The sequence below is a fragment of the Metabacillus indicus genome (assembly GCF_046603695.1).
In the GTDB taxonomy this organism is placed as follows: domain Bacteria; phylum Bacillota; class Bacilli; order Bacillales; family Bacillaceae; genus Bacillus_P; species Bacillus_P indicus.
Genome location: NZ_CP176757.1, coordinates 1,033,441 through 1,045,736 on the forward strand (window position 1 = coordinate 1,033,441; position 12,296 = coordinate 1,045,736).

Annotated in this window: 15 protein-coding genes; 14 read left to right on the forward strand and 1 reads right to left on the reverse strand. The window is 45.6% G+C overall.

Translation table 11 applies throughout. From position 1 onward, the window contains the following. Positions 1–44 precede the first annotated feature (44 nt). The 11 genes from tenA (at position 45) to ACK1LH_RS05215 (ending at position 7,501) form a co-directional block, all read left to right on the forward strand. Positions 45–731 (forward strand): thiaminase II, encoded by a 687-nt coding sequence (gene tenA / locus ACK1LH_RS05165; protein WP_411334642.1) that lies wholly within the window; start codon positions 45–47, stop codon positions 729–731. Then, positions 728–1,348 (forward strand): thiamine phosphate synthase, encoded by a 621-nt coding sequence (locus ACK1LH_RS05170; protein ID WP_320155256.1) that lies wholly within the window; start codon positions 728–730, stop codon positions 1,346–1,348. Before tenA ends, ACK1LH_RS05170 begins: the two co-directional genes overlap by 4 nt. Further along, the gene (gene thiO, locus ACK1LH_RS05175) at positions 1,332–2,444 is read left to right on the forward strand and encodes a glycine oxidase ThiO (RefSeq protein WP_411334643.1); all 1,113 of its coding nucleotides are present in this window, start codon (positions 1,332–1,334) and stop codon (positions 2,442–2,444) included. Before ACK1LH_RS05170 ends, thiO begins: the two co-directional genes overlap by 17 nt. After that, positions 2,441–2,644 (forward strand): sulfur carrier protein ThiS, encoded by a 204-nt coding sequence (gene thiS, locus ACK1LH_RS05180; RefSeq protein WP_411334644.1) that lies wholly within the window; start codon positions 2,441–2,443, stop codon positions 2,642–2,644. The genes thiO and thiS overlap by 4 nt, the downstream gene beginning before the upstream one ends. A gap of 3 nt (positions 2,645–2,647) precedes the next feature. Further along, positions 2,648–3,415: a thiazole synthase gene (locus ACK1LH_RS05185; protein WP_411334645.1), complete on the forward strand. Its 768-nt coding sequence runs from the start codon at positions 2,648–2,650 to the stop codon at positions 3,413–3,415. After that, a complete protein-coding gene (locus tag ACK1LH_RS05190) occupies positions 3,416–4,432 on the forward strand; it encodes a thiazole biosynthesis adenylyltransferase ThiF (protein WP_411334646.1) in 1,017 nt (338 codons plus the stop codon). Positions 4,433–4,519: 87 nt separating this feature from the next. Continuing rightward, positions 4,520–5,293, forward strand: a complete 774-nt coding sequence (fabI, locus tag ACK1LH_RS05195) for an enoyl-ACP reductase FabI (RefSeq protein ID WP_029282559.1) — start codon at positions 4,520–4,522, stop codon at positions 5,291–5,293. Between the two features lie 170 nt (positions 5,294–5,463). Continuing rightward, a complete protein-coding gene (locus ACK1LH_RS05200; RefSeq protein WP_411334647.1) occupies positions 5,464–5,913 on the forward strand; it encodes a GNAT family N-acetyltransferase in 450 nt (149 codons plus the stop codon). 27 nt (positions 5,914–5,940) lie between these two features. Continuing rightward, positions 5,941–6,528 carry a putative glycolipid-binding domain-containing protein gene (locus tag ACK1LH_RS05205; protein ID WP_411334648.1) on the forward strand — a complete coding sequence of 196 codons (588 nt, stop codon included), beginning with the start codon at positions 5,941–5,943 and terminating at the stop codon, positions 6,526–6,528. A gap of 24 nt (positions 6,529–6,552) precedes the next feature. Next, positions 6,553–7,002: an SRPBCC family protein gene (locus ACK1LH_RS05210; RefSeq protein WP_411334649.1), complete on the forward strand. Its 450-nt coding sequence runs from the start codon at positions 6,553–6,555 to the stop codon at positions 7,000–7,002. Between the two features lie 79 nt (positions 7,003–7,081). Then, entirely contained in the window at positions 7,082–7,501 is a 420-nt protein-coding gene (locus tag ACK1LH_RS05215) for a CotO family spore coat protein (RefSeq protein WP_203289759.1), read from the forward strand. Positions 7,502–7,571: 70 nt separating this feature from the next. Here ACK1LH_RS05215 and ACK1LH_RS05220 read toward each other — a convergent pair whose 3' ends face one another. Further along, positions 7,572–8,660, reverse strand: a complete 1,089-nt coding sequence (locus ACK1LH_RS05220) for a CotS family spore coat protein (protein ID WP_411335067.1) — start codon at positions 8,658–8,660, stop codon at positions 7,572–7,574. Between the two features lie 695 nt (positions 8,661–9,355). On the opposite strand from ACK1LH_RS05220, the gene ACK1LH_RS05225 reads away from it, so the two are divergent. Genes ACK1LH_RS05225 through ACK1LH_RS05235 form a run of 3 tightly spaced genes read left to right on the forward strand, consistent with a single transcriptional unit; the run spans position 9,356 to position 12,239 of the window. Continuing rightward, positions 9,356–10,489 carry a glycosyltransferase family 4 protein gene (locus ACK1LH_RS05225; RefSeq protein ID WP_411334650.1) on the forward strand — a complete coding sequence of 378 codons (1,134 nt, stop codon included), beginning with the start codon at positions 9,356–9,358 and terminating at the stop codon, positions 10,487–10,489. A gap of 48 nt (positions 10,490–10,537) precedes the next feature. Continuing rightward, positions 10,538–11,605, forward strand: a complete 1,068-nt coding sequence (locus ACK1LH_RS05230; protein ID WP_411335068.1) for a CotS family spore coat protein — start codon at positions 10,538–10,540, stop codon at positions 11,603–11,605. A 13-nt stretch (positions 11,606–11,618) separates the two neighbouring features. Further along, the gene (locus ACK1LH_RS05235) at positions 11,619–12,239 is read left to right on the forward strand and encodes a hypothetical protein (RefSeq protein WP_411334651.1); all 621 of its coding nucleotides are present in this window, start codon (positions 11,619–11,621) and stop codon (positions 12,237–12,239) included. Positions 12,240–12,296 lie beyond the last annotated feature (57 nt).

Sequence of the window (12,296 nt, forward strand, 5' to 3'; positions counted from 1 at the left end):
GAAAAGTGGTTTTTTGCTGTTTAAAAAGAAAAGGAGGATACGACATGCAATTTTCAAAAGAATGCAGGGAGTACGCAAATGAATGGTGGGAAGGGAGCTTTCACCATCCTTTTGTTAAAGGAATCGGTGACGGGACCCTGTCAAAAGAAAAGTTCAAATTTTATGTGATGCAGGATTCTTATTACTTGACTCATTTTGCCAAAGTGCAGGCGTTTGCCGGTGCCGTGGCTCCTGATCTGCATACAACGTTCAGAATGTCCGTTCATTCTCAGGGGACCTATGAGGCAGAGCTTTCCCTTCATCAGCAGTTTTCAAAAATGCTCGGGATAACAGAGAAAGAACGCGCGGAATTTAAGCCGGCGCCTACAGCTTATGCTTATACATCTCATATGTACCGCGCGGTCGCGACTGGAAATCTTGGTGAAATCATAGCTGCTCTGCTGCCTTGCTACTGGCTTTATTACGAAGTAGGAGAGCGTCTGAAGGATTGCAAGCCAGGAGATGCCGTTTATGAAAAATGGATTGAGACCTACCATGGCGACTGGTTTAAAGAGCTTGTTCTTGAACAGGTGAACCGTTTTGATGAGCTGGCTGAAAAAGCAAGCGTTCATGAGCGGATGATGATGAAAGAACATTTTCTGATCAGCTCTATGTATGAATACCGCTTTTGGGATATGGCTGAAAACCTTGAAGCGTGGGGCCGTGCAGATTCTCTGCAGCTGCAAAAATGAAGCTGCACCTTGTAACGGATGGAAAGCATTCTTCAGATTCGCTGATTTCAATCCTCGCAGACGTACATAGATATGCGGATGCCATCCATATAAGAGAAAAAGACAGGTCAGCCGGCGAACTGGCGGAGCTTGTGGAGATTCTTGCGCGCAAGGGTGTTCCAAAATCAAAGCTGATCATGAACGGCAGGGTGGATGCGGCCGTGCGTTCGGGACTGGCAAAAGTGCAGCTTCCGGCACATGGGCTGCCTGTAAAGTTTGTTAAAGAGCACTACCCTTACCTCGGCGCAGGATGTTCGGTTCATTCAGTAAAAGAGGCAATTGATCGGGAGAAAGATGGGGCAGACTGGCTGATTGCCGGACATGTATTTCAGACAGATTCAAAAAACGGCCTTGAGCCGAAAGGAATTTCATTTCTTCAAACAATTTGCGAATCTGTATCCATCCCTGTCTATGCAATTGGAGGAGTCACTCCTGATGTGCTGCCGGAACTGAAAAAGCTGAAAGTCGCAGGAGCAGCAGTCATGTCCTACGTGTTTTCAGCAGACAAACCTGTGGATGCAGCAAAAGAGCTTGCACGAAAGCTGAAAGGAGGAACGGCTGATGAAGACATTCTATGATGCCGGCATCGTCGGGGGAGGAGTCATCGGCCTGATGTCTGCCTATTTTCTGTCAAAGGCAGGCCGTAAAGTAGCCATATTTGAAAAAGGAAAGATTGGCTGCGGGGCATCATCCGCTGCAGCAGGCATGCTTGGTGCTCATACAGAAACGGAAAAAGCAGATGCGTTTTTCCGTTTTGCAGAAGAGAGCGGGGCTCTTTATCCCGCGCTTGCAGCCGAATTGCTTGAAGAAACAGGCATAGACATTCAGCTCGTTTATAATGGGATGCTCAAACTTGCCATGACGGCTGAGGAAGCTGTTTCCCTAAAAGACAGAGCCTTGAATGAACAGGATGTTGAGTGGCTCTCAAGGGAGTCTGTCCTGAAGAAAGAAAAGAACCTGACAGAGTATCTGCAAGGAGGACTGTTCATTGCAAAAGACGGCCAGGTTTCCCCTCCCGCTCTTTGCCGGGCGCTGGCAAGGGCGGTACAGATAAACGGAGGAACCATATTTGAAGGAGCTGCAGCCGGACGCATGCGGGCAGAGCCTTCTCATTATGAAATTTCCGCTGCAGGAGAGACTCATTTTTGTGAAGCTCTCGTCATTACAGGAGGGACATGGAGCGGCCCACTGTTTGAGGAATTAGGCATCTCAGCTCCTGTTCATCCTGTTAAAGGCGAATGTCTTTCCGTCATGCCGGATGGGTTCCGTTTAGCATCAACTGTCTTTCATGACAGCTGTTACCTTGTGCCGAAGTCTGACGGGAGCATCGTCATCGGCGCGACGATGGAGGAGGGGAACTGGAGGGCAGAGCCTACAATACAAGGGATGGCTTCCTTGATGGAGAAGGCTGTCTCCATTATGCCGTGCATGAAAAAAAGTGTTTTTCAAAAAGCCTGGGCCGGACTGAGGCCGGCAGCGCGCGATGCGAAACCATACATTTTTAAGCATGAAGGCATGAAGAATCTTTATGCCGCAACAGGACATTACCGGAACGGCATTCTGCTTGCGCCTAAAACAGGCGAAATGGTCAGGGATTTGATTTTGTGCCGTCAGGTCAAGCCTGAATATGCAAGAGAGTTTGGATTAAATCGGGGTACAGAGGTGAAATCATGAAAATCAAATTGAACGGCAGCACAGCTGAACTGGATTCCCGCATAAAGACAATGGAAGATCTTCTGGCATTTTATCAGCTGAGCCATAAAACGGTCATGATTGAACATAACGAAACAATCCTAGATAAGGAAAGCTATGACAGCGTGATATTAAAAGATGGTGATGTTCTTGAAATGGTTCATTTTGTAGGAGGAGGATGACACATGTTGAAAATTGCAGGGAAAACGTTTAAATCACGTCTGCTGCTTGGAACAGGCAAATATCCGTCTTTTGACATTCAAAAGAAAGCGGCTGAAGTTTCAGAAGCGGAGATCCTGACGTTTGCTGTCCGCAGGATGAATATATTCGAGCCGTCTCAGCCGGACTTGCTAGAGAAGCTTGATTTGACGGCATACACACTTCTCCCGAATACGGCAGGCGCCAAAACGGCCGAGGAAGCGGTCCGGATTGCAAAGCTCGCTAAAGCTTCAGGTCTGTGTGATATGATAAAAGTAGAAGTGATTGGATGCTGGAAAACACTCCTGCCGGATCCTGTGGAAACGCTTAAAGCAAGCGCGGAACTCGTAAAAGAAGGATTCACTGTTCTTCCTTACACGTCGGACGATGTTGTGCTTGCCAGAAAACTTGAAGAGACAGGTGTCCACGCCATAATGCCCGGAGCATCGCCAATTGGATCAGGTCAGGGAATCATCAACCCTCTCAATCTCTCATTTATTATCGAACAGACTGACTTGCCGGTTATTGTCGACGCAGGAATCGGTTCTGCAGCTGATGCAGCGAAAGCGATGGAGCTTGGCGCTGCCGGTGTACTGCTGAACACGGCTGTATCCGGAGCATCGGATCCCGTGAAGATGGCCAAAGCCATGAAGCTTGCGGTCGAAGCGGGAAGACTGAGTTATGAAGCAGGCCGTATTCCTGTTAAATCCTATGCTGTTGCAAGCAGTCCTGAAGAAGGAATGATCACAACTTAAATGGAACGGTACTCAAGACAGCAATTATTCGCCCCAATCGGGGAAGAAGGCCAGAAAAAAATCATAAACAGCCATGTGCTCGTCATTGGAGCCGGTGCACTCGGCACAGCTAACGCTGAAATGCTGGTACGGGGCGGAGCCGGTAAAGTGACGATTGTAGACCGTGACTATGTCGAGTGGAGCAATCTTCAGCGCCAGCAGCTCTATACAGAGCAGGATGCAAAAGAACGGATTCCAAAAGCCGCAGCTGCTGAACGGAGACTTGCCTCCATTAACAGTGAGGTAATAGTCAGGGGCATTATTGAAGATGTAACGGCGGCTTCCATCTTTGAATACTGCCATGATGCGGATGTAATCGTGGATGCGACGGATAATTTTGAAACCCGCATGCTGATCAACGATGCTGCTTTGAAGCAGGGAATTCCCTGGGTTTACGGGGCATGTGTCGGAAGCTACGGGCTGACCTATACGGTTCTGCCGGGGGAAGGTCCCTGTCTGAACTGCCTGCTCAAGCAGATTCCGATGGAAGGCCAGACATGCGATACAGCGGGAATCATCAGCCCTGCCGTTCAAATGACGGCCGCTTACCAGACGGCAGAAGTGTTTAAGTGGCTGACAGGAGAAAAATCAGCGATGAGGAGAGAGATTCTTTCCTTTGATGTCTGGCGGAATCAGTTCAGCAAAATCAGTGTTGCCAAAGTGAAAAATCCATTGTGTCCTTCGTGCGGAGAAAATCCAGTCTATCCATACCTGACCGGGGACAAAAGTGCGAAGACATCCGTTTTATGCGGAAGAGATACCGTTCAGATCAGGCCCGCAGAAGCCCGGAGCCTGGATTTTCAAAGTCTCGCCAAACAGCTGGAACGGGCGGCCCAAAAGATAACGGCCAATCCGTATCTGCTCTCTTTTCAGGCAGGTGAAAACCGGGTGGTTGTTTTCCGCGACGGCCGTGCGCTTATTCACGGCACAAAAGACCAGGCTGAAGCAAGGAAGATTTATCAGAAGTATTTGGGTTAGAAATCAGTGCGAGATTGTTCCCGCATCAATTACATGCTATAATTATAACCAGGTACTAATAACATGTATTAATCGGGAGGATTCCAAATGAACTTATCATTAGCTGGACGCAATGTTGTCGTAATGGGCGTCGCAAATAAACGAAGCATTGCCTGGGGAATTGCACGTTCTCTGCACGAAGCCGGAGCGCGTCTTATTTTTACATATGCAGGGGAACGCCTTGAAAAATCGGTGCGTGATCTGGTTGAGACGCTTGACCGCAGCGATTCAATTGTTCTGCCGTGCGATGTGACAAACGACGCGGAGATTGAAACATGTTTTGAAGCGATTAAAAATGAGGTTGGCGTTATTCACGGCATTGCGCACTGTATCGCGTTTGCCCATAAAGAGGAATTAAGCGGAGAATACATGAACACTACACGTGACGGATTCCTGCTTGCCCACAACATCAGCTCTTATTCCCTCACGGCTGTTGCAAAAGCGGCAAGAGGCCTGATGACAGAAGGCGGCAGCATCGTTACACTTACGTATCTTGGAGGAGAAAGAGTTCTTCCGAATTACAATGTAATGGGTGTAGCAAAAGCGTCGCTTGATGCAAGCGTGCGTTACCTTGCGAGCGACCTCGGAAAAGACGGCATCCGCGTGAATTCCATTTCTGCAGGCCCGATCCGCACCCTTTCAGCAAAAGGCATCAGCGACTTCAACTCGATCCTTAAGGACATTGAAGAGCGTGCCCCGCTTCGCCGCACAACGACTCCTGAAGAAGTCGGCGACACTGCGCTGTTTCTGTTCAGTGACCTTGCACGCGGCATGACTGGAGAAAATCTTCATGTTGATTCAGGCTATCATATTCTTGGATAACAATTCAGAGCTTCCTGCAAAAGTGCGGGAGGCTTTTTTATGTGCTTTTTTAATATGCACACGCTCTCAGTGATGAATCTGGACAATTAAGTTCATCTGACTCTGGCGGATGCGGAGATGTGATAAAATGGAAAAAGACAAGGGAGCAATCGTTTGAATGGGGGATTAACATGATTATAAAAATGGATATTACAAACAGAAAAACAGCTGAGGAAGTATTAAGTATTCAAATCCCTTCTTATAAAGTCGAGGCAAACTTAATTGGCTCTTATGACATACCTCCATTAAAAGATACAATTGATACCCTGCAGCGATGCGGAGAATGCTTTTATGGCTATTATTCAGAAAATAAGCTATGCGGGGCACTGGCTATGAAAATAGAAAATGAAGAAATGGATATCCATCGTTTGATCGTAGACCCTGACCATTTTCGAAAAGGAATTGCCCAGAGCCTTCTGAGTTATGCTGAAAGACAGGAAGGGATAAAAAGAATCATCGTTTCAACGGGTTCAAGAAATACTCCGGCAGTAAGATTTTACGAAAAGAATGGATTTCAGAAAGTGAAAGAAGTCATCGTAAACGAACAGATCTCCTTAACGTTTTTTGAAAAGAATGTATGAAATGACTAACTGCAGAGGGGGATTAGCATGAAGCTGCAAACTTTTCATTGGAACAAGATAGATACGTTTGGTACAGAGCATTTCCGTTTGGTACGGGAAGGGGAGCTTTTGCGCGGATCAGGCAAAGTTGCTTATGAAGAGGAAAATGTCCTTTTTCATGCCAATTACGTCTTAGAACTTGATGCCGAGTGGAGAACCAGGAAATTGAAAGTAGAGGCTTCCGGTGCAGGAAAACTTGATATCCTTTCAAATGGAGAAGGAAATTGGTTTCAGCCTGATGGAAAGGAAATAGAGGAGTTAAACGGCGCGATTGATGTTGATCTTTCTGTCACACCTTTTACTAATTCCCTCCCGATTAACCGGCATGAGTGGGAACCCGGCCAGAAAAGGAACTTTGAAATGGTCTATGTGGATGTTCCGCATCTGCGCCTGTATAAAGTATTACAAACGTACACATTTCTTGAACAGAAAGGCGGCATGAGAATATTCGCTTATCATTGCCGTGATTTTGAGTCTTTAGTCTATGTAGACACAGCGGGTTTTGTAATCGAATATCCGGATTTATTTATCCGCAAGTCAGACATCCCGGCAGTAGAGTTTGATAGAATAAGATAAAAACCCGTTTAGAAAGGACAAACTATGAGCGCATTTCATGATGAAGCAACCATTGATGCCCCAATTGAAAAAGCATTTGCATTCGCGGCAAATCCGGAGAATGCTGTGCAGTTTATGGAGAACGTGATAAAAGTTGAAAAGCTGACAGACGGACCAGCTGCAGCAGGGTCCAAATACCGGGAAACCCGGGAAATAAGAGGAAGACAGGCATCCGCTGAGATTGAATTTACAGAATACGTACCCAGTGCGAAATTTTCCGTCAAGAGTGAAATGAACGGAATGGAAACCGTGTATCACTATTCATTCACCAAGGCGGGAACTCAGACCGTCATCCGCTTTGAGTGCGAAATCACCGCAAAAACGCTCAAGATGAAACTGATCAAGCCTGTTTTTGTGAGAATCATGAAAAAAGAAGACGGCGATCATTTGAAACATCTGAAAAAAGCGATAGAAGCACAAAAGCAAAGCGAATAGCCAGCTCCTTTATAATCATAAACCCTGGTACCCGGCATATACTTTCTTGTAAAGCAATTAAACCGGGAGGGAAGCTCGCTTGAAAAAACATCAATCTGTGAAAAATCCTCCGCTGCTGTATATTGTCCAGCCGGAATTTGAACCAGTGCTAACGTCCATGCAGAAAACCTATGTGATGAGAAAAAATCCGCCGGCAGAGGCGGCCGCTCCTGCACCTGCAGAGCCTGCTGCGAATGAGGCGGCAAAAAAAGCTGCGCCTGTTCAAAAAGAGCAAAAACTCTCAAAGCCTCTGCACTCCTTCAATGACTTATCGAATGAAGAAAAATTGCAGCTGCTTCTTCATTTGCCTGACCGCCTGTCGAGTCTCAACTGCAGCATCTCAACAAATGTGCAGACCTATATCGGCAAGGTGACGGAATTTAAAGAGAACTGCGTGACGATAAACGGAGAAAAAGTAAAGCTTGAAGACATTCAGTCTATTACGCTGAAAGGCTTGTAAAAGTGTCCTGCCGGGACGCTTTTTTTTTGTAAAATAAAAAAGAGCGCCATATTTGGCGCCCTGTGGCATGTTATTGCCCTGACTTAATCATGGAATTCAAGTGTGCTTCTTTAATCCGCTCATATTCAAATGCCTGAGCAAGTTCTTCCGGCAGCATATCTGTTTTTCTGACAAACTTTTCCCGGGCAATGTCGTACATCTCATACGGGAACAGCATGTCGATATACATGACCTCTTTCTGTTCGTCAGTCAGAGGATTGACGCTTTCATATGCATTCATCATCAGCTGGAATCTCGCTTCATCCCACTCGCCGGTTGTATCGAGGAGAGGGATAATCATTTTGCGCAGGTCGCGGATCGGCAGGTCATATGAGACTGTATCAAGGTCAATGACCCAGATTTTCCCGTCCTGCCCAAGGACCGTATTGCCCGCGCCGTAATCCTGGTGGCAGAGAGTGGGGTTAGCGGACTGCTGTTCAATCCACGGAACATACTTGGAGTTCATCAGACGCTCAAGTGTTTCTCTTCCCTGGTTAATGAAGTAATCAATTTCCTGAATATACAGCTGGGAAAAAGGATTGTCTGGCGTGCTTTGCGCGATGAGCTTCCATGATTCCATCTGCTGGCACCTTTTAATGTAATGGTTCGGCCAGCGCCCTAGCTTCTTAAAGACAGGAATTCCTTCCGGCGGATGATAGCCTTCTGACCAGAGGTGAAATTCAGCAAGACCTTTCATGACCACTTCAAGGTCCGGATCAACCGCTAAATCAAATACTCCGCCTTCGATCCAGTCATAAAGAACAAACAAAAACGGGCCCTGTTTCGTAAAAAGCATATCGTTTTTGTTTCGGATAATGCCGGGAACCCTGCCGCCTTTTTCTGCTAAGTAGTTTTGAGCATTGATGGAAAAAAGAGCTTTTTTCTCCGGGCGGTGAATTCTCTTGAGACAGACGGGTCCATCTGGAGTATGAATTTTCCATACGAGCGCCATTTGGCCGCCCTGAATAACTTCTATCCGGTCAACAGCCACGTCCCAGCTTGTGATAATATATTCAGCGAGCTTCACAAGCTTTGCTTCCTCTTCAGGAGACATCACATACACGTCTTCTTCTTCTTGTTTTTCTTCCTTGTTCTCAGCTTTCTTTATCTTGGGTTTCATTGCGGATTTACTTTTAGCCGCCTCTAGAGGAAGAGAGTCTTTTTTCTTTTTTTCTTTTTTGGGCTTTGGTTTTTCCTCAGCGGCAGGAGTGAGGCTATCCTCGGTGCCGCTCTTAGGAAGCCGGTCCTTTTTCTTTTTTTCTTTTTTAGGCTTTACAATTTCCTCTGCTGCAGGGATGACGTTTTCGTCAGCACCGCTGCTCTCAGGAAGAGGTGTATTTTGAATTTCTTGATCGATTGAATCTGTTTTGTATTCAGAATCTGATTCAGAAGAGAACTGTAGCATAGCGTTATTTCTTGATCTGCTTTTTCCTCTGCTTTTTTGTCCTTTTCTTCTTCTTACAATCATCGGCTGTTCTTCCTCAGCTGAAGGTTCCGCCCTCTGAGAAGTGTTCATTAGGCCGCTAAGTGAAAAAGTATTTAATGTTTCCTCTGAAGACTCCGAGGATCTACTGTTATTGTTTTCCTCCAATATGGTCACCATCCCATCCTTTTATTTCATAGACTATGAAACAAAGCCGGATTTTGTCATGGGGTAAATGCCGGCGTTTTATTGATGAGTTGTCCTTTTTTGTCATTGCACCAGCTTCATTAGTAATTTCGCCTTTTTTTAAATAGTTCCTTAGAGAAAGGCACATAGCTTCCTGTGTTTCCGTATTTTAGGATAAGGGCTTACTAGATGAATGGAGGTACCGTATGAAGATTGCATTAATCGCAACTGAAAAACTTCCTGTTCCCGCGATAAAAGGGGGAGCGATACAGATTTATCTGGATGCCATTGCTCCTCTCATTGCTCAAAGGCATGACGTGACTATACTTTCCATTACTCATCAGGATCTTCCTGATCAGGAGACACGGAACGGGGTTCAATACATCCGATTTGCTGAAAGCGAGTATTTATCTTCGCTTGGCGCGCACTTGAAAAATGTGAAATATGATGTGATTCACTTATGCAACAGGCCGGCGTGGGTTCCAGTTTTGCAGGCAGCAGCACCGAACGCGCGCTGGATTTTAAGCGTTCACAACGAAATGTTTGCTGTTGAGAAAATGTCTGATGAAGAAGGTAAAGCCTGTATTGCTGCTGTGTCGCAAATTGTAACCGTAAGCGACTATATCGGACGAACGATTACAGACCGTTTTCCCCAGGCAAAAGGAAAGGTGAAAACCGTATACTCCGGAGTGGATTTAAAGACTTATTTTCCGGACTGGACAACTGAAGGACGCAGGCTGAAAGAAAAAGTCCGCTCTGAGCTTAATTTGAAAAACCAGAAAGTGATTTTGTTTGTAGGAAGACTGAGCAAGGTAAAAGGACCTCATATTCTATTGCAGGCCATGCCTGAAATTTTAAAGAAGCATCCGGACACTGTGATGGTCTTTATCGGATCTAAATGGTTCGGAGATAACGAAGTAAATAACTACGTAAGGCATTTATATACGCTTGGCGCCATGTATCCTGAAAATGTTCAGTTTATCCAGTTTGTGCAGCCGAAGAACATTCCGACTCTATATGCGATGTCCGATATTTTTGTCTGCTCATCGCAGTGGCAGGAGCCGCTTGCGCGTGTTCACTATGAAGCGATGGCCTGCGGTTTGCCGATTATTACGAGCAACCGCGGAGGAAATCCTGAAGTGATCGATGAGGGCAGAAACGGCAAGGTCATTAAGGATTTTGAAAATCCTGATGCTTATGCAGAGGCCATTATTTCTCTTCTGGACAGTGCGGGCAAGCGGAATGACATGGGAAAATACGGCCGTGCAAAAGTGGAGCGGGATTTCAGCTGGAGCAATGTATCAGGCAATTTGCTCAGTGTGTACGAGAATAGAAGATAGAGAGGGGGAAGCATCTTGGATACAGAAGTCAATCAGCATGAACTGCAAATGGACATTATGAATTTGTACCCTTTTGAGGTGGAGTCGATCACCCTGCTGACGAACAAAAGCGGCAGAACAACATGGAAGATTGAGACCGCCCAGGGTGTGAAAATTTTAAAACGCGTTGTGATGAAGCCTGCAAGAATGCTGCTTATTGCAGAAGCACATGAACATCTGCAGGAAAAAGGACTGCCGATCGCCCGTATTCACCGGACAAGAGCAGGTGCTATTTGCGTTGGCGCCGGAAAATCCGCCTATGTCCTTTATGACCTGCAGCAGGGGAAAGAAGTACTCTACTATGATAAAGCGCAGATGCTGAACATCATGGAGTTTATTGGAACGTTCCATCATACTTCACAAGGATATATGCCGGATGAGATGAGCAAAAAGAGAAGCAGACTCGGCAAATGGCATAAGCTTTTCAGATGGAAGCTTCAGGAGCTTGAAGGCAATAAAATGCTTGCCCTTAAATCCGACCAGGAAAATAATCTGCCTGCGCCTGCTGTCATTGACCCCGATGCAGAACAGACTTGGCTGCAGGATCCGTTTTCAAAAATGGTTATTGAGACGATTGATGATATGATTCTGCGGGGAAAACAGGCACTTCAGGAACTTGATGCAGGCCAGTACGACCAATGGACACTCGAATGCATCGAATCAAGAATGTTCTGCCAGCAGGATTTTACGCTTGCCAGATTCATTGAAACAGAAGAAGGCCTTTCGATGAAAGAATTGCACTCCATCACATCTGATCTGCCGTCAAGAGATCTGAGAGTCATCTTAAATAAAATGATGAAAAAGATGTCAGTCTGGGATTCAGACCTTGTCGTCGAACTTTTGAGAACCTATGACAAAATCCATCCTTTGACGAAAGATCAGTACAAAGTGCTGTGGACTGATTTGAAATTCCCTCATCTCTATTGTTCCATTGTCCATAAATATTTTCTTGGACAAAAAACTTCATGGTCGGATGAAAAATATATCTGGGCGCTGCAGAACATCGTTTCTGTTGAACAGTCCAAACAGGAATTTCTATCTAACTTTGAAGAATTCTATTCTAAGATAAAGGCGTAGGGAGGGTGATACAATGAGTACAAATGAATTTCAGGAGATTCCTAAAGTTGAGCTTGTAAACTTTTCTTTTTCTCCTCCCGGGCCGATGGGGTGGAGTGCTGCAGAGTATGAAACAATGCTTGAAGATCCGGAAACGTTTCTTTCACAGAATAAGTACAAAAAAGCAGAGCCGCCAACGGGAGACGTTGAATTAATTGAACTGCCTATAAAGACGAGAAAACCGCAGGGGGATTACGTACCTGCTCGTTCAGAAGAAGCGGTATTGCCCGTACTTTCAGTTGAAAATTCAGCAGAGATGGAACCAAGTATGCAGGAAGAAGTGGAAATTGTACCTGTTACTGCAGAAACAGTCCCTGTAGAAATACCGGCCACACAGGATGTTGTAATGGAGCATCAGGAAGAAGATGCAGCCATCATTTCAATGCCAGATACTGTCTCATATGACCAAATGGATGAAGTTCAGAACACAATCAAGACGTCCATGAGCCTTATTGAGATGTTCTCTGCACTAAAGAGACAGGAAAATACTGATCAAGAAATGGAATCAGACGGCCAGCTTGAATCCCGGTACGGATCAAAGAGAAAATCAAAATACCGCAACTCTCCTCGGAAAAATAGAGTTTTGTTTATGTAATAAATTTTTAATTCTTTAAAAACTCAAAAGAAAAGCACATCTATACTGGTGTGCTTT